Below are 15,986 nucleotides of genomic sequence, written 5' to 3'. Positions count from 1 at the left end.
CGCTGCTGACCTCGGCGGGGGAGCGCTGAGGTCGAGACAGTTACCGCTCCCGGACTGCGTAGGTCAGGTGCGTCGCCCTCGGGGAGGGCTCCGCGCGGACCGGCTCCAGGGCCACGCGGCCCGCGTCGACGCCCTCGAACAGGCGGATTCCGGAGCCGAACAGCACGGGCGACAGCGCGATCGAGAACTCGTCGACCAGGCCGGCGTTCACGTACTCCAGGATCGTCGCGCCGCCGCCCGCGATGCGGACGGCGCGGTCGCCGGCGGCCTCGCGGGCCTGGTCGAGAGCGGCCTCGATGCCGTCGTTGACGAACTGGAAAGTCGTCCCGCCCGGCCGCTCCCAGGGGTCACGCTTCTCGTGCGTCACGACGAACACCGGCGTGTGGAACGGCGCCTCCTCCGGCCACATCTGCTCGCCGGCGTCGAACAGGCGCTTGCCCATCACGCTCGCGCCGGTGCGCTCGAACGTCTCCCGCGCGATGTCGTTGTCGCGTCCTTCCTCGCCGCCCTCGCCCAGCTTGAGGTTCTCCCGGAAGAACCGCTGCGGGAAGATCCACGCCTGCAGTTCCATCCACTGCTGCCCCATCAAGTCCCCGAGCGACTCGGGCGCGATGAACCCGTCCAGCGACATCGACACACTGAAGAACACCTTCCCGGCCATCAGCCCTCCACTCCCTTCCGAACGATCTCGGTGACGTAGGCAGCCAGGTTGCTCAGGGTCTGCCGGCCGCCCTCGATCGCGTGGTACTTCTCGACCGCCTCGTCGCGCAGCTCCTTGGTGGGGAACACCGTGCGCATCTCGATCCGGGTCGCCGCGCCGTCGGGCGCGAACGTGAGGACCGACTCGAAGGCGTTCGGGTCGACGCGGGACTCACCGTGCAGCAGCGCGATCGCCTCCGGCGGGACGATCTCGGTCCAGGTGATCCACTCCTGGTAGTCGGTCCCGTCCGGTCCGTGCAGCACGAAGTCCCACTCCCCGCCGACGCGGAACTCGAAGGACCGCGTGGTGGTGGTGAACCCCTCCGGTCCCCACCACCGCGACAGGTGCCGCACCTCGGTGAAGGCCTCGAACACCAGCTCCCGTGGGGCATTGATGACCCGGGAGATCACGATCTCGCGGTCGGCCGTCGCCGGCTCCGCCCACGTTTCTTGCCCTGCTCCTGCCATCGGTCATTCCTCCTGCCGTGTCTGCTTCAGGTCCTGCACGTAGGTGTCCAGCCGGTCGAAGCTCTCGTTCCAGTAGCGCTCGAACCCCCCGGTCCACTCGTGGACCGGTCGCAGCCCGCGGGCGTCAAGGCCGTACAGGCGCTGCTTGCCTGCCTTGCGGTCCCGCACCAGCCCCACCTCCCGGAGCACCCGCAGGTGCTTGGACGCCCCCGGCTGGCTCATCCCCAGCTCCTGGGCCAACTCGGTCACCGGCCGCTCACCCGCCCGGAGCAGCACCAGGATCTCCCGGCGCTGCGGCTCGGCGATCGCGTTGAAGACGTCCGACGTCGTCGCTGCTCGTGCCATGGTCACCATCATATGCCCATATCGGCATGCGTCAAGTCGAGATGAATCAGGTGGGTCTTGTCAGATGACGATCGTGACCCTTGTCAGCGGCTGCGGAAACGCGTATCCCGGAGACGGCACGCTCGCCGTTCACCGCTCATCGCGTAGCGACTTCCGGGCGAAGTCGACGGCCTCGGTGAGGAGGGTGCGCCAGAGGTCCGGATCGACCGTCGGGATCGAGATCCACTCGCGGAAAACCTTGCCGGCGGGCGCGAACGGGTCACCGTGGCCACTGTCGACCAGCTCGGCAACCCGCTCGCGAGGCAGCTTCACGACGAGAGAGCCCGCCTTGTCGTCGTAGGACGCGAGGAATCGCCCGGCCAGCCGCACGCACGGGTACCCCATCATCGTTGCCCGGCCGATTGCGGGGTCGTAGAGCAGGTCGTCGGTGAGTTCCTCGTAGAGGTCGCGAGCGTCGTCCCCGTCGGATGGTTCCGACGGGGACGTGCCCTTCCCGTTTCCTGCCATCAGGCCGCCGGTGGACTGAAGACGCCGAACTTGTTGCCCGCGGGGTCGCGCAAGTAGGCGAACGTCGGCGCGCCCGGGCCGGGGTCGAGGTGCTTGCTCACCACCGAGCCGCCGAGCTGCTCGGCGTCGGCACAGGTGGCCTCGACGTCGGCGACCAGGATGTAGAACACGGCGTGGCCGGGTGCCTCGCCGCGGGTGCCGAAGATGCCGCCCATTGGGCCGTCGGCACCGGAGGCCTTGATGTTGCGGTAGTCCATGCCGCCTGACGCAGCGGGGCCGTCGGCCGCGAAGCTCCAGTCGAAGAGGCTGCCATAGAACTTCTCGGCGCCGCCTGGGTCGCTGGTGGCGACCTCGAACCAGGCCAGCGTTCCGGGAGTGGGGTTGCTCATGGGTATCTCCTTCTGCTTCGGATCACCCGCCGGAGCGGCGGGTCACACCCACTGTCTCGGCCACTCGCGACAGCCCTATGTCGGTGTATGGCAGAAGATCTTCGGGATGCAACGCCGACGCCGGCAGTTTCGTCTCGTGGCCGTCGACGAGCAGCTCCGGTACTGCGCGCGGCGGGCGCGGCAGCGATGGCGCCCTCTCGGCACGGCTGATGCGGTCCATGCGGAACACCCGGTCGTCGCGCCGCAGATGGCACCAGGCCGTCAGGTACGAGCCATTGGGCCCGACCACGACGTGCTGAGGCTCGACCTCGCGCTCCGTCTCGACCCCGCCGACGTCGATGTAGCGGATGCGCAGCACGTTGTTGTCGCGCACGGCGCGCCAGATCGTCTCGGCGACCTCGGCGTCGGGGTCGGGCACCGGGTGAACCAGCAGCCGCACCTTCTCGGCAGTACTGCGCGCCTCCGCGAGCGCCCGCTCCGGCATCGCCGCCACGATCTTCTGCAGCGCCCTGCGAGCGTCCTCCTTGAAGAGCACGTGTTCGCTGCGGCTCAGCGCCACGGCGACGGCCGCCGCCTCGCGGGGAGTGAAGTTCAGCGGCGGCAGGCTCATCGAGCGATCCAGTGTGTACCCGCCCCCTCTTCCCGCCTTGGTCGCGAGCGGAACGCCGGCCTGCCCGAGCGCACTCAGGTCGCGCTCGATGGTGCGGAGACTTACCTCGAAGTGCCCGGCCAGCTGCCGCGCCGTACGACCGCGCAGCCCTGCCGCCCGCAGCTCCTCGACCAGGGCGTACAACCGGTCGATGCGGTTCATCCTCGCAGCGTAGATGCGAGCGGGGACATTCCTGAGATTCTTGAAGCCCCCCGCCTGAAGCTCAACGCCCGAATGGTTAGTCGAACCCTACGAACTCGAGATGAACTGGTCGTGTCGCCGGTGTAGCAGTTGCGGGGTCGGGAACGCGCTGAAACGCCGTCGGGCTCTCATGCGATGGGCTTGCCGCGGGTCGGTCTGACTCAATCAGACGTCGACGCTGGCTGCTCGACGTTGGTAGTCGCGGTCCAACTGGCGAGAAGGTTCAGGGCGTCTTGTGACGGGGATCCGGGCTCGGCGGTGTAGGTGAGAAGGCTCTGGCTGGGGTCGGATGCCAGCGGGAAGGACTCGAACGGTAGGTCAAGGTCTCCCACTACCGGGTGGTGAAGGAGCTTGATGCCGGTGGTGTGGATCCGGACGTTGTGCGCGGCCCATCGGCCCCGGAAGTCATCGCTGCGGGTGGACAGTTCACCGATCAGGTCGGACAGTTGTCGGTCGTACGGGTCGCGTCCGACCTCGGCGCGCAGCAGGGCGACGGTGTCGTTGGCGACTGTGTCCCAGTCCCGGAAGAACTCGCCGGCGTGCGGATCGAGGAAGACGAACCGGGCGTTGTTCGGCGGCCTGACCGGATCGGCGTAGATCGGCGCGAACAACGCGTAGCCGAGCGCGTTGGCGGTCAGCACGTCGAGTCGTCCGTTGAGCACGAATGCAGGCGTGCCGCTCATCGAGTCCAGCACACGCTGCACCGTGGGCCGGACGCGCTGCCGGGTCAGTCGGCGGCGCGGCGGGCGGCGGCTCGTACCGGCGGCGCGGAGCAGGTCGAGCAGGTGGGTCCGCTCAGCCTCGTCGAGCTGCAGCGCGTGGGCGATGCCGCCGATGACGCCTTCGGACATACCGGTGGCGTTGCCGCGCTCGAGCCGGGTGTAGTACTCGGTCGAGATACCTGCCAGGAGGGCGACCTCCTCGCGGCGCAGACCAGAGACCCGACGGCGGGCTCCGCCGTAGATGGGCAGTCCGGCTTGCTCGGGGCTGATCCGGGCACGGCGGGTGGTGAGGAACTCCCGGATGTCCGTGCGGACGTCGTCACGAATCTCGCCACAGGTGTCGCGATCGTCGTTCCTGCCTGCCATGTCGTCCACTCTACGAGCGCTTCTCCGGGTTTGGGGGTCCCTCTCAGTGCCCCTTTGACAGGGTCTCCCGCGCGCTCGCGGCCACTGGTTCTGTGGAGAGTGTGACCGCGTTGTCGTACACATCAACCAGAAGGACGTGCAGTCGTATGACTGACAAGAAGGTTTGGTTCATCACCGGCGCCGGCCGCGGCATGGGCGTCGACATCGCCAAGGCCGCCCTGGCCGCCGGGGACGCTGTCGTGGCGACGGGGCGCAACACCGAGCGAGTCAGCTCTGCGATCGGTGACCACGACGACCTCCAAGTCGTCAGCCTCGATGTCACGGACGCTGCCACCGCAGAGGCAGCCGTCCAAATTGCCGTCGACCGGTTCGGCCGGATCGACGTGCTGGTGAACAACGCGGGCAACTTCTACGCCGGGTTCTTCGAGGAGATCAGCCCCGAGGACTTCCGGGCGCAGATCGAGACCACCCTGTTCGGCCCGATCAACGTCACCCGTGCGGTCCTTCCCGTACTGCGTGCCCAGCGCTCCGGGCTCGTCGTCACGATCTCGTCGACGGCCGGTCTGACGGGCGGAGAATTCCTGACCGCCTACGCCGCGTCGAAGTTCGGTCTGGAGGGCTGGATGGAGTCGCTGACGCCGGAGGTCGCAGCGTTCGGGATCCGCACGATGCTCGTCGAGCCTGGCTTCTTCCGCACTGAGCTGCTGACTCCGGAGTCGACCAGCTACGCCGACGCCTCGATCGACGACTACGCCGAGCGCACCAAGCGGACGGTGGAGGCCTGGAACAGCATGAACGGTCAGCAGGGCGGCGACCCGACCAAGCTCGCCGATGCACTGACCAGCCTCGTGAGGCTCGATCAGCCGCCGCTGCGCTTCGCGGCCGGCGCGGACGCAGTGGCAACGTTCCAACACAAAGCCCAGCAACTCCGCGACCAGGCCGACGCGCACCGCGAACTGTCCAGCAACCTGGCGTACGAGGACTGAGGGCACCCATCGACCCCGCCCGGCCCGGGAGCTTCTGCCTGGAGCCATCTCTCGTGGCGGTTGCGCCGCGCCGTGGTCAGGCGGGGAGGGTGAGGTTCCAGTGGCGGAGTGACGCGAGGCCGGTCAGGGTGAGGGCGGCGACGACTGCGAGCAGGGTGAGGACTTGGTCGGATCCAGCGCGAACCGATCGAGGAGATCAGCTCGACGCGAACGGTCCAGGCCGCCGCGCAGTGAACCCAGGAGATCGATGACCTCACCACCGGTCAGGTTGGGCCAGAGATTCACCTCTCCCGGTACGTAGGCCAGGCGGTGGTGCAGGCTGACGGTGTCCCGCCACGGGTCTGCGCCCAGTACGGCGACTTGTCCGGCATCGCGCCGCAACAGCCCCAACAGGATCCGGATCGTGGTGGTCTTACCCGCACCGTTGGGCCCCAGGAAGCCGTGGACCTCCCCGGTCGAGACGGCCAGGTCGAGATGGTCGAGTGCCCTGGTCGGGCCGAAGTTCTTCACCAGCCCGGACGCCGAAATTACCACCGTCATGTTCCTCACCTCGTCAAGCTCCCGCTCGAACCAATGCGGTTGTCCTCTTCGGCCTTCCAGTTCGACTCTCCGCCGGTAAGTCGGTCCGGCAGGGGAGAAGGTCCCTACTTCCAGAGCGCCCCGACGAAAGTTCGAGCGACGGGGTCAGGACTTCCGGCCCTGTGCCGCGCGTCCCGGTCGTCGCAGGCTGGAGGTACAGGGGAGCTCACAGGCTCGCCGGGATCGGACATCAGAAGGTGGCCCAGGCCACGAGATCCACGGTCATCAGGACCGGTCACCGTTCCCGGCGAGCCGAAGGGTTGCCCCTCGAATTCTTCGGCCGGATCTCCCGGGTTGCGGCCGAAGCGGATGACCACCCACCCTGCTCGCCGTCTCGCAGAGGCTTGTGCGCAGGTCCTAGTCGCGCAACTGGTCGAGGAACAACCGCTGGTCAGGCGTGGCTGGAGGGGGTGTGACGCTCGGCAGCGTTGGCGGGCGGGGGAGGGGGATTCCAGTGCACGGTGAGGGAGTCGCGGTGGCCGATCTGCTCGATGCGGCCGGCGAGTCGGCGTTGAAGTTGCGCCAACTGGTCCTCGGCCGAGGATTCCGCCTGGAGGCGGAGCCCGGCCGGAGTTGCGGACAGGACGCAGGTCGCGTCGCCCAAGTCGAGGAACAAGCTGCCGTCCGTCCGCGTGTCGGCCTGGATCCCAGCTGGTCCGTGGCCGAGATGCCTGCTGAGCTGACTGAGATAGCGATCGGCCCGATCGGTGCTGACGAATCCCTCGGCGGTGGGCATCTGCTGACTCCTTCGCTAGGCGTGGGGTGACCGGCGTGACGATGTCGGAGGTCGCAATGCGCATTGGGCTCAGGCGGGCGACCCTTTAAAAGTACTTCCCCGACGTCGAGACGATCCTGCTTGCCTGGCATGAGCGCCAGGTCGGCAACCATCTGTACCGACTGCCGTCGCTCAGAGATCAGACGGGCCGAGGATGTCGCTGCCGGACGGGTGCGGAACGACGTACCGCCGAAGGAGTTGGCGGCGTACTGCGTCCATGCGCCCGCGGCCGGCGTCGCACCGTCGAAGGCGGCGGTACGGCGTCTGGTCGCCGTCACGCTGGCTGGGTTGCGAAGCCAGGTCCCCGAGCAAGGAGAGTCGGAGGCTTGCACCGGCTCCGCCACAGCTCCGTGAGACGACGGTACGCGACGATCACGGTCGAGCAACACGGACCGACAAGCTCGCAGGTCTGAGGCCAATTCAGCCCTGCGGGCACAAACCGCCCACAAGGCGGGCAGAGATCTACACCATCTCCGAAGGCACCTCAGAAATCCAGCGTCTGGTGATCTCGCGCGATCTCAGGATGCGCATCCGCTGACATATATCCGCAGGTCATTCCTGAAGGAGCGGGGTCGGTCAAGAGGTGCTTGTGACCGTTGTTCTGCTTCTTCGCTGGGTTCGGCGCACGATCTGGATTGCGGAGAAGGGTTGTGCGGTTGGGCTCCGATTGCTGAGTCGGGGTGTTGGGCGTAGCGCTCGTCATGGCCGGTGTCACCGGCGGTCGCAGTCCCCCGGGGTGTGGGGCTGCTGTCATTCCTTCACCGCGGCAAGCGGGCGGCATGATGGGGTTCGCGACGTGCCGGTCGGTCGGGATCAATCAGAGGAGCGACCACGCCACCCACGGGTGGGGGTCTTGACCTGCACGATCCGCGGCGACCGGTCCGCGGCGACCACGGTTCATGCCGCGGTCGCGGGTTGGTGGATGGTGTTGTCCGGGGCTCGGTTCAGGGCTGGGTCCAGGGCGCGCACGTGGTGGTCGCGCAGCGCGTAGTAGACGTACTCGAGTTGGCGGCGGCCGGCGGCGACGACGCCGATGTTGTGGCCGCGGCGGGCAGCGACCCGGTCGCGGAACCGCCCCACCGTGGTGGTCGCGGGCAGGATCTGCACCGACTCGACCACCGCCCACCGGACCAGCCGGGACCCTTGCTTGGTGATCCGGCCCCGGTGCACGTGGGTGTCGGACTCGTGGTGGGTGGGTGTCAGCCCGGCCCAGCAGGTCAGCTGCTCGGCCCGGGTGAACCGGGTGATGTCGCCGATCTCGGCGACCAGCACCGCGGCCAGGGTCGGGCCGATCCCGGGGATCTGTTGCACCGCGACATAGCCCGGATCGCCGGCCACCCGGCCCCGCACCTTACGCGTCCGCTCATACGATGAGAAGCCGGGATATCTGAACCGGTGCACAGGACGGTTGTCGACAGTCAGTTCACAAGTACTGGCGTCGCGATCCTCTCGGATCCAGCTAGCCGTCGCCCCAAGCATCCAGACGGCGCAACCTCCGGCTGTCGCCTGCTGCTGCTGGCCAGATTCAGCCACCTCGGTATTCGGTCAGTAGCGGTCCGCTACCCGTAGGCCGCTCAACCAGGCGCCCGCCGAGCACGATTTCGATTGTGTTCGTAGCCTCGACTCCGCCATGTTTTCTAACCGCACCAGCAATGCGGATCGTTTTGCCAGACAAGACCTGCAGTGTTGCAAGATCAGCGTCGCCGAACAGGGTCAGAATATCCAACGTGACGCACTTGCTTAGAATTCCAAGCCCGGTACCGAAGTAAGTTCGGCCAATTCCGATCCGGCGAAGTCCCTTAATATCGGGGAGTTGGCGCATGTAGACATGCTTGTTCGAAGTAACTGTCAAGGACTCAAGTTTCGGTGAAGCGGCTACGAGGGGGGCTAGGTCGAGATAGGCATTGGATTCTATCTCTAGGCTCTTCAGTTTAGGCATGGCGTCAATGAATGAGAGATCTATATCTTCGTCAATGAACTTGAGTGATAGCGACTCTACTCCCGTGAGATGTGTAATGCCAGCCATGAGGGACGGGTTTGTGATTGTGATCTCACGGATCGATGGCAGCATAATCCGCGCGAACTCAGTTGGATCGAAAGCTTGCCACGCGTCGACGATCTCCGTCCGCACGGCCGGTGAGTCATCATCTTTGAATTTCGCGATGTAACGCAGCGAGTCCTCGCCACCAATAAGTCGGGCCACGCGGACTGCCGCGGCAACTTGGGCGCTGGTGGATGGAGGCTTGGCTTCGAGCGCCTCGAGGACTAGCGGGCCGGCGGTTGCTAGCTTCGCCGCCTCTTCCATTGTGGTTGGCGGGACGAGTTCCTTCGCACGCTCCTCAATTGCTGACTGAAGCGTCTTCGGTAGATCGGAGACGACCGCCACACAAGCTACTGCAACTAGCCCAAGACTTCGCTGGTTCTCTTGCTCTGAGTCGCTACGCCTGACGATTCCCTCTAAGAGCCGTACTTGAACGGGACGGGATGCGTACCCCGCGGCCATCACGACGATGTCCTGCCAGTTGCGGTCGTGCGCACTCTCCACCAGGACACCGATATCGTCGGCCTCGATCATCGCCTGGGCCGTCAGATAGTCCTGAAAGGATCGATGTACGAAGCTCATCACGTTTACGGTGAGTTCCTGCAGGAGCCCGCTTCTGTGAAGGAGGTGCTCGTATATCGATTGAGGTGATGCATCTACGTGCACGAGCGTGCGAGTTAACCTGGCGAGATGAGCAATGACCTGTGTCCGGTCGACGTCAACTAATTTGTTCCTGCGCAGCCAATAGGCGAGGTCGCGCATGATTGAGATTTTGTCTTTGCGGCTGAGTCCAATCTCATCGACGGAGACTCCACGCGCAGTGTCGCGCAGCTCGATCAACATATCCAGCGCTTTATCGTACACCTCCTGGCGATCGGAGCGTCGAACGTCGTATCCATCTCGATGGAGCGCGCACAGCAAGGCGCACATTAGCGGCACTGATGCAATCCGTCGGAGGTGTCTCTCCAGATTAATTGTTTCCAGCAGCGGATCGGAGAGTCCTTGAATGCGGTCGCGTTCGTCCCCGTCTGCGATGGCATTGGCTGCTGCGCGGTACCAGCGGCGTACGAGGCGGTCGATTCCGCGGTCGGATAACTGAAGCAGATGAGTCGAGGTGAAATCTTCGTGAGTCAGCCAGTCCTCTGCGGTGGCTTCCGGGCGTGTGCTTACGATGAATCGCGAGTTTGGGAAGTCCGCGGTCAGGCGGCTAATCCATGCCTTGACTTGGGTTCGTCGCTGCTCTGGGACTTCGTCGGCTCCATCAATGAGGATCAGGCCACGCCCTGCCGAAAGAACTTGCTCCACCCAACCTGGAGGCATTTGCTCGCCCAGGTGCCGACCCGCACGCCTGACAAACTCCGGCGGCTGGGGTAGTTCGGTCGCAGCGTAGTTGCGTAGTGGAATGTAGAAGGGCACAAAATTGTTGAGGCTGTCCATCGAACTCGGGAAATCTCGGTACGCTGCCCGCACAGCTGTCCACTGAAGGATCGTGGTTTTCCCATAGCCCGCTGGTGCTCGAAGGAATATTCGCGCGTGCTGAGCGATCGTATCCTCGATCGGCTGGCCCCCAGCGACGTTTGCGGTGCTAGAGTTTGACTGGGCAGAAATACTAACGTACGCCGACGTCAGGTCGTACTTAGCAGTAGTGACAGTCACCCCAAAGAGGTGAAGCGTGTCGAGTATGCCACCTATTTGGATGCGATATATCCCCTCGAACGCTGCTGCCTCGGCGTCCGACCCTGAGAGATCGGGTTGAGGCGTCGGAAGGCGTAGAAGCAGGTCCTGGAAGTCCCGTGCCATTGAGCTCTGCGCATTCAATAGAGCTGACTGCCGCCGTAGGAGTTCCGTGAACGCCGCAGTGCTAAATCCTGGCAGCCTTCGAGATGCTTCCACAATGCATACGCATGACTCGTCCAGGATATCATCGTAGAGCTCAACTGCATCCGCGCTGAGATCGTTCGCCGGTTGCCTTTTTGTGACGGTTTCAATATGAGCCTTTAAGAATCTCGGATCTAGATCCGCCGCAAATAGATCATCTTGATCCAATCGTGCTGCTTCGATAGTTCCTCGAACTGCGTGTACCGTGGCGAGGCGATCGTTTTCAGGGATTTCCCGGTACTCATGCGGAAAGGCCTTTAGTAGTCTTCGCTCAACCTCGAAGTCGAGATCCTGAAAGACTCTCTCGACATCGATCTGATTCCGCCGATCTCGGACTTTGTCGCGGATGATGTCGATCAATGACCCGGACACATCCGCGGCGAAGTCGTTGTCCTTGAGCCAGATCTTCACTGCTGCCTTGACGATTGATGCGCTCAGTGCGATAAAGACGGGATCTGCCACGGAGTCAGTGTGGCTGGGCAGCGTCAGTCACGCCAGGTCTCAGGACAAGAATAGCGGCCGATTCATTCAATCAATCGCTTGAGCTCCGGCGGTTCGATGTCATGTGATGGATCTCAGCGGTTGTCAGATGTGAACGGTTAGTCGACCTGGAAGCACACCGATTTGCACGCATGGGTGGTGCTAACGGTCGCGCCGCTGGCGGGGCTGATGCGATGTTGCAGTCCTTGGAGGTCGACGAGCTATATCTGCACCAGACTGATGTGTCGGTCACGTTGACTCGCGAGGTCCGGGATCACCCGCAGGACGGCCAAAAGAGGATCTCGCCAACGCGGCCAGGAGCTTCGAGGCGTGGCGGGCTGAAGCAGAGGAAGTTCTGCAGTCGGCGTTTCCGCGGGACGAGGACATCAGAGGCGGCTGGACGCGCTTGGTCACCCACGGTAAGTCTTCGCGCTTGAGGGTGGAGGCGGTGGCGAATCTCGATGACTATGGCTATGTAGTAAGGACGCGCTTCCCGTTCCCTGTCGCATACCGATGGCGAGTGGTCGAGGCGCAGAAGAGTGCTGGTGTGTCACGCGATGCCTATGAGTCGGTCCTGCAGGCCGCCGAAGTGCTGTTGTGCTACGCCGCATACTTGGCATTGATTCTTGCCAAGGGCGCGGGTACCGAGCTTGGATACAGCCGAAGCATTCGAACGAGCTTTGGACGAGGCAAAGGGCTCGGCTTCGCCGATTGGGTGGCGATCTTGGAGGAGGTCCGAGATAGTAGGGCTTTCCGGACCCTCCTAGATGGCCATCCATTGCGGGACCTGCAGCTGTTGCTAGAGAGTCAAGCCGCTTGCGACGCTCGACGGCGGCTGAATAGTCGGCGCAATGATGAGTCACACCTCCGAAACGTCGACCCGATCGACTTGCCGGCAGCCTTTGAGTCTGCTCTATCCGACCTGCTCGCCTTACTCAGGGCAGCAGACGTTCTCTCCGACCTGACTCTGACCTGACTCGTGCCACCCATGTGGCTCCGGAGGGGCGGGCAGGCCGCTGACCTGGGCTTTTGTGGTGGTGGGAGGCGTTTCGGGGTGACCAATTCGGGGGTTGGTAGCCTGCGGCGTGGCCTCGTTCATCCGGAAGGTGCCCACCGCGTCGGGTGCTCGGGCCGTGCAGATCGTGCACAAGCTGGGCCGTCGGGTGGTGGGGATCGACCACATCGGCTCGGCTCATGACGAGGCCCAGCTCGCACTGCTGATGGAGATCGCGCGGCAACGCCTCCATGAAGGGCAAGGCGTCCCCGACTTTGCCGACACCGGGCCGGCTGCGGAGGCGTCGCGGTCGGGGGCTCGTGTCTCGGGGATGCGCAGCCAGCTGCTGTGGGACGTACTCGCTGGCACCCATGCGCGGCTCGGGTTCGACGCGATAGCCGATGAGGCCTTCAGGGCGCTGGTGCTGACGCGGATCATCGAGCCGACCTCGAAGGCCGACAGCCTTCGCGTGCTGGAGGAGATCGGCGTCGCGGCGCCGGCGTTACGAACGGTCTTCCGCGCTCTGGGCGGTCCGTGGAGCGACCTGAGTCTTCGTCGGGCACGCTTCCACTCGCCTTCGTCGACAGAGTCGTTGGCAGACTGGTGCCATCGGCGACTGATCGCTGCGGTCCATCGGGTCGCCACCGCCAGGTAGCGGCAAGAACCTGACGACAACGTGGTGACAACGGGGCGACAACGCGGCGATCTGCATGCTCTCCGTAGAGTCGCGCTGACGGTGCAGGCTCCAGGATGGCGACCATTAGAGGGGGCATTATGCTGCGCCGAGTTTCCCACCACGGCGCGGTCTGCTTCGCGCTACTTGTTTCGGTGGCCGCCAGTCTGCTCCTGGCTCGTCCGGCCGCAGCCCAGATCACCGACTTCAGCGCCGAGATCAAGGGCCAGCAGCAGTTGCCCGTCGGGTGTCCAGATGGTGCCCAGTTGTGCGGCGACGCGATCATCGAGAGGTTCGGCGCGGCGCAGTACCGCTTCTTCCTCATTTCGATCCAGCTCACGGGCGATCCGTGCAGGAATTACATGGCGACAGCCAGATTCACGCTCGCTGATGGCAGCACACTTACCCTGGCCGAGGCCGGCGTGGGATGCGGCACCGGCAAGACATTCTTCAAGGGGAACGGCTACGGAAATCCACGCCGCGCTAGCGGCAGCTGGGAAGTGCAAGACGCAACCGGACAGTTCGCGGGCATGACCGGCATTGGAGACCTGACCCGTCACTTCGCGGGCGCCCACCTCAGCAGCACCTACACCGGTGCCCTCGACGCCTGAGCGCACGGAGCGCGCTCGCTAGCTCCAATCGATCCGGAGGTCGATCCGCTCGTTCTCAGTCGGCTTCCACAGGACTGCGACGGCTCAGGGCAGTACCGTTTCGTCGGAAGACGGCACCCTGAACGCCCTACCCCGGGGTTACTAATGTGGCACGACTCAGGTCTGATTCACGTTACCGGGGTGCGGTGGGACAGTATCCACCGCCGTACCGAGGTCTCATATCGGGAGCTGATGGGTGACCATCCGGTCGCACCCACTCGCGTTCTCCACCACGATGACCCGGGTGTCGAGGTGGACAGTCTCTACCTTGTTGACAGTAGCCACCGCCTGCACCTCCTTCGACCTTTCCTCATAGGCCGTGTGTGCCCAACCTGTCGGAACTAGTCGACATTTCACGTTAACGGCCTCGCGCAGGAGACTGTCTCCCTGAAAGGCCTCGAACACGGTCACTCCACATCGGACGACACGCTCACGGAGACGCTGCGCCAAGTTGGCATGATCTGAGGGCAGTGCGCTGGCCCCCGGCCGAGCTAGATGCCTGCGCCAGTGGCGGCTATGTGCAGGTCCAGGTGCACTTGTTCGTAGAACAGGTGGAGCCTTCCGCCTGGTTCCTGCGGTGGGGAAGGCGAGCGAGTCGTCTCGTGTTGCACAGAGCCACCCGGCGGGCAGGTGTCAGGGGGATTCGACGTACCAGGGTGGGAGTTGTTCTGGGCGGAGGTCCGTGGGGTCGCCGGGGCGGGTGAGGGTCAGGAGGGCTCGTTCGATTTCTGGGCGGGCGTTCAGGGCGTCTTCTACTCTGTTGAGGCGTACGGCGAGGTCGGATTCTGGCGCGTCGCCGATCATGTCTACCGCGGCGACCAGGAAGATTTTGTCGGCGCCTACCCATTCCATGTGGAGGAAGCTGACTCGCTCGATGTCGTCGTGGTCGAGGAGGGCTCGTAGTGCTCGGTTGCGGGCGAGTGGGGTTACGGCCTCGCCGGTGAGGAAGTCCATATTGCGGCTGATCAGGAACAAGGCGACGAAGGCGAGTAGGAGGCCGACCACGATGGAGCCGATCGCGTCCCAGGCGGCGTTGCCGGTGAGTTGGTGCAGGGTGATGGCGAGCGTCGCGATGATGATGCCGATCAGGGCCGACAGGTCCTCGGCGAACACCGCGCGCAGCATGGGGTTCGAGGTGACCTTCAAGTAGCGCAGCGGGCGGAGTCGGCGTTGCGTCGCGCCGGCTCTCGTCTGCCGTAGCGCCTGGAGGAAGGAGATGCCTTCCAGGACGAAGGAGATCGCGAGGACGGCGTACGCCCACACGTACGACGAGTCGTCCGCCTCCGGGTTGCGCAGCGACTGGATCCCGTGCCAGATCGAGACTGCCGCACCCACGGTGAACAGCCCGAACGCCGCGAACATCGACCAGATGTAGCCGACCCGGCCGTACCCCAGCGGATGAGTCCGGTCGGCGGGCCTCCCGCCCTGCCGCTCACCGATCAGGAGGAAGACCTCGTTGCCGGTGTCCGCCCAGGAGTGCGCGGACTCCGCCATCATCGATGCGGAGCCGGTGATGACGGCAGCGAATGTCTTCGCGACCGCGATCAGCAGGTTGGCGGTCAACGCGACGACGACGGTCAGGAGGCTGTCGCCACCGGTCGACGCGGCCCTGCCCTGCGAGGTGCTCACGGTACGACCCTAAGCCTCGATCCACCGCGAGCTCAGCAGACACCTGTGGCGGTGGACGCCGGCGGTTGGAGATCGCATCCGCGTCACCGGAGTGGGACGTGTGCATCCAGGAACGCCAGTACTGCGAGGACGCATCCGATCCGATCAAGCCGTTTGCCCACGGTGAGGTCGCAGTAGCTGTCAGGGCGTCGTCGGCGGCCTTTGGCGGCCGTAGAGGAAATAGGTAATCGGCACCATGCCGAGCGAGTTGGTCAGCGCGATGGCTACGGCCCAGGGGAACTTGGATCCTCTGACTTCGGCGGCCGGTCGACGGGCGAGGTCAACCAAAGCGGCGACCTTCAGCGCACTCTCGAGAACACCGCTCACGATGATGAGGAGACGCTTGCGATCACTCAGTTCGTCCCACTTCTGCTTGGCCACTTCTCCACGATGCGCCCACCCGACCCGCCCCGCAAGCAGCGGGTTCTCAGGTCGGCGTGCGAACCATGAATACGTCCACCGGATCCTCGGCCACGAGGGTGAATCCGTGCCGCTCGTACAGGCGTCGGGCCGGGCTGCCCTGCAGCACGTTCAACCGGACAGGGACACCACTGCGATCGCACCGGTCGAGCAGATCGCGCAGTACGCCGGAACCGATGCCGCTGCCCTGTAGATGCGGGGCCAGGTAGAAGTGCTCCAGCCAGTGAGCGTCCTCGGCCGGACGCAGTGCAACGCAGCCGGCCAACGCACCGCCTACCTCGATGACCCAGGTGTGCGCCGGGTCGAACCCGTCCCGCAGCCGCTGCCGCACGCGTTCCTCGTCGTACCGCCCGAGCCGTTCCAGATCCGCCCGCAACACCACGGCACGCAGCTCTGCCAACGGCGCGACGTCCGCCACCGACGCCGGCCGAGTACCCCAGTCCACCACGGGCGCCACGCTACCGCGCGGCGCCGCGGTGGGCGTTGGGGATAGGTT

The 15,986-nt window shown here is 64.9% G+C and carries 18 protein-coding genes and 1 pseudogene; 5 read left to right on the top strand and 14 right to left on the bottom strand.

Annotation, left to right across the window (positions count from 1 at the left end):
• Positions 1 to 40 precede the first annotated feature (40 nt).
• The 7 genes from EV644_RS29280 to EV644_RS29250 form a co-directional block, all read right to left on the bottom strand.
• On the bottom strand, positions 41 to 661 hold the full coding sequence (locus tag EV644_RS29280; protein ID WP_132192183.1) for a dihydrofolate reductase family protein: 621 nt from the start codon (positions 659 to 661) through the stop codon (positions 41 to 43).
• Positions 661 to 1,167: an SRPBCC family protein gene (locus EV644_RS29275; RefSeq protein WP_132192182.1), complete on the bottom strand. Its 507-nt coding sequence runs from the start codon at positions 1,165 to 1,167 to the stop codon at positions 661 to 663. The genes EV644_RS29280 and EV644_RS29275 overlap by 1 nt, the downstream gene beginning before the upstream one ends.
• 3 nt (positions 1,168 to 1,170) lie before the next feature.
• On the bottom strand, positions 1,171 to 1,512 hold the full coding sequence (locus EV644_RS29270) for an ArsR/SmtB family transcription factor (RefSeq protein ID WP_132192181.1): 342 nt from the start codon (positions 1,510 to 1,512) through the stop codon (positions 1,171 to 1,173).
• 129 nt (positions 1,513 to 1,641) lie between these two features.
• On the bottom strand, positions 1,642 to 2,019 hold the full coding sequence (locus tag EV644_RS29265; protein ID WP_132192180.1) for an MmcQ/YjbR family DNA-binding protein: 378 nt from the start codon (positions 2,017 to 2,019) through the stop codon (positions 1,642 to 1,644).
• Positions 2,019 to 2,408, bottom strand: coding sequence for a VOC family protein (locus EV644_RS29260; protein WP_132192179.1), 390 nt, complete (start codon positions 2,406 to 2,408; stop codon positions 2,019 to 2,021). The genes EV644_RS29265 and EV644_RS29260 overlap by 1 nt, the downstream gene beginning before the upstream one ends.
• A gap of 22 nt (positions 2,409 to 2,430) precedes the next feature.
• Entirely contained in the window at positions 2,431 to 3,219 is a 789-nt protein-coding gene (locus EV644_RS29255) for a helix-turn-helix transcriptional regulator (protein ID WP_132192178.1), read from the bottom strand.
• Between the two features lie 200 nt (positions 3,220 to 3,419).
• Positions 3,420 to 4,346: a helix-turn-helix transcriptional regulator gene (locus tag EV644_RS29250; RefSeq protein WP_132192177.1), complete on the bottom strand. Its 927-nt coding sequence runs from the start codon at positions 4,344 to 4,346 to the stop codon at positions 3,420 to 3,422.
• A gap of 146 nt (positions 4,347 to 4,492) precedes the next feature.
• Between EV644_RS29250 and EV644_RS29245 the strand changes: the two genes are divergently transcribed.
• Positions 4,493 to 5,332, top strand: a complete 840-nt coding sequence (locus EV644_RS29245) for an SDR family oxidoreductase (RefSeq protein ID WP_132192176.1) — start codon at positions 4,493 to 4,495, stop codon at positions 5,330 to 5,332.
• Between the two features lie 162 nt (positions 5,333 to 5,494).
• On the opposite strand, the pseudogene EV644_RS29240 reads toward EV644_RS29245, so the two are convergent.
• A pseudogene (locus EV644_RS29240) lies at positions 5,495 to 5,872 on the bottom strand (ATP-binding cassette domain-containing protein); the annotation flags it as partial.
• Between the two features lie 430 nt (positions 5,873 to 6,302).
• On the bottom strand, positions 6,303 to 6,647 hold the full coding sequence (locus tag EV644_RS29235) for a DUF2218 domain-containing protein (RefSeq protein WP_132192175.1): 345 nt from the start codon (positions 6,645 to 6,647) through the stop codon (positions 6,303 to 6,305).
• A gap of 129 nt (positions 6,648 to 6,776) precedes the next feature.
• On the opposite strand from EV644_RS29235, the gene EV644_RS29225 reads away from it, so the two are divergent.
• Positions 6,777 to 7,040 carry a hypothetical protein gene (locus EV644_RS29225; RefSeq protein ID WP_132192174.1) on the top strand — a complete coding sequence of 88 codons (264 nt, stop codon included), beginning with the start codon at positions 6,777 to 6,779 and terminating at the stop codon, positions 7,038 to 7,040.
• A gap of 543 nt (positions 7,041 to 7,583) precedes the next feature.
• On the opposite strand, the gene EV644_RS29220 is transcribed toward EV644_RS29225, so the two are convergent.
• A complete protein-coding gene (locus EV644_RS29220; RefSeq protein ID WP_158292953.1) occupies positions 7,584 to 8,024 on the bottom strand; it encodes a transposase in 441 nt (146 codons plus the stop codon).
• Between the two features lie 187 nt (positions 8,025 to 8,211).
• Complete coding sequence (locus EV644_RS29215) at positions 8,212 to 11,067, bottom strand: NACHT domain-containing protein (protein ID WP_132192172.1); 2,856 nt, start codon at positions 11,065 to 11,067, stop codon at positions 8,212 to 8,214.
• Between the two features lie 466 nt (positions 11,068 to 11,533).
• On the opposite strand from EV644_RS29215, the gene EV644_RS29210 reads away from it, so the two are divergent.
• The 3 genes from EV644_RS29210 to EV644_RS29200 all read left to right on the top strand — a co-directional run bounded on the left by EV644_RS29210 (position 11,534) and on the right by EV644_RS29200 (position 13,363).
• On the top strand, positions 11,534 to 12,061 hold the full coding sequence (locus tag EV644_RS29210) for a hypothetical protein (RefSeq protein WP_132192171.1): 528 nt from the start codon (positions 11,534 to 11,536) through the stop codon (positions 12,059 to 12,061).
• A 109-nt stretch (positions 12,062 to 12,170) separates the two neighbouring features.
• A complete protein-coding gene (locus tag EV644_RS29205) occupies positions 12,171 to 12,734 on the top strand; it encodes a hypothetical protein (protein ID WP_132192170.1) in 564 nt (187 codons plus the stop codon).
• Between the two features lie 119 nt (positions 12,735 to 12,853).
• Positions 12,854 to 13,363, top strand: coding sequence for a hypothetical protein (locus EV644_RS29200; RefSeq protein ID WP_132192169.1), 510 nt, complete (start codon positions 12,854 to 12,856; stop codon positions 13,361 to 13,363).
• Positions 13,364 to 14,035: 672 nt separating this feature from the next.
• Here the strand turns inward: EV644_RS29200 and EV644_RS29195 are convergent.
• The 3 genes from EV644_RS29195 to EV644_RS29185 all read right to left on the bottom strand — a co-directional run bounded on the left by EV644_RS29195 (position 14,036) and on the right by EV644_RS29185 (position 15,938).
• On the bottom strand, positions 14,036 to 15,031 hold the full coding sequence (locus tag EV644_RS29195) for a cation diffusion facilitator family transporter (RefSeq protein WP_132192168.1): 996 nt from the start codon (positions 15,029 to 15,031) through the stop codon (positions 14,036 to 14,038).
• Positions 15,032 to 15,211: 180 nt separating this feature from the next.
• Positions 15,212 to 15,451: a DUF5652 family protein gene (locus EV644_RS29190; RefSeq protein WP_132192167.1), complete on the bottom strand. Its 240-nt coding sequence runs from the start codon at positions 15,449 to 15,451 to the stop codon at positions 15,212 to 15,214.
• A 46-nt stretch (positions 15,452 to 15,497) separates the two neighbouring features.
• A complete protein-coding gene (locus EV644_RS29185) occupies positions 15,498 to 15,938 on the bottom strand; it encodes a GNAT family N-acetyltransferase (RefSeq protein ID WP_132192166.1) in 441 nt (146 codons plus the stop codon).
• Positions 15,939 to 15,986 lie beyond the last annotated feature (48 nt).

The organism is Kribbella orskensis, from assembly GCF_004342085.1.
Lineage (GTDB): Bacteria > Actinomycetota > Actinomycetes > Propionibacteriales > Kribbellaceae > Kribbella > Kribbella orskensis.
This window is presented reverse-complemented; position numbering and strand designations above follow the sequence as displayed.

Bases quoted from the DNA above. Each gene is read 5' to 3' on its own strand.
- EV644_RS29280 (WP_132192183.1), bottom strand. From the start codon at position 661: ATGGCCGGGAAGGTGTTCTTCAGTGTGTCGATGTCGCTGGACGGGTTC.
- EV644_RS29275 (WP_132192182.1), bottom strand. From the start codon at position 1,167: ATGGCAGGAGCAGGGCAAGAAACGTGGGCGGAGCCGGCGACGGCCGAC.
- EV644_RS29270 (WP_132192181.1), bottom strand. From the start codon at position 1,512: ATGGCACGAGCAGCGACGACGTCGGACGTCTTCAACGCGATCGCCGAG.
- EV644_RS29265 (WP_132192180.1), bottom strand. From the start codon at position 2,019: ATGGCAGGAAACGGGAAGGGCACGTCCCCGTCGGAACCATCCGACGGG.
- EV644_RS29260 (WP_132192179.1), bottom strand. From the start codon at position 2,408: ATGAGCAACCCCACTCCCGGAACGCTGGCCTGGTTCGAGGTCGCCACC.
- EV644_RS29255 (WP_132192178.1), bottom strand. From the start codon at position 3,219: ATGAACCGCATCGACCGGTTGTACGCCCTGGTCGAGGAGCTGCGGGCG.
- EV644_RS29250 (WP_132192177.1), bottom strand. From the start codon at position 4,346: ATGGCAGGCAGGAACGACGATCGCGACACCTGTGGCGAGATTCGTGAC.
- EV644_RS29245 (WP_132192176.1), top strand. From the start codon at position 4,493: ATGACTGACAAGAAGGTTTGGTTCATCACCGGCGCCGGCCGCGGCATG.
- EV644_RS29235 (WP_132192175.1), bottom strand. From the start codon at position 6,647: ATGCCCACCGCCGAGGGATTCGTCAGCACCGATCGGGCCGATCGCTAT.
- EV644_RS29225 (WP_132192174.1), top strand. From the start codon at position 6,777: ATGAGCGCCAGGTCGGCAACCATCTGTACCGACTGCCGTCGCTCAGAG.
- EV644_RS29200 (WP_132192169.1), top strand. From the start codon at position 12,854: ATGCTGCGCCGAGTTTCCCACCACGGCGCGGTCTGCTTCGCGCTACTT.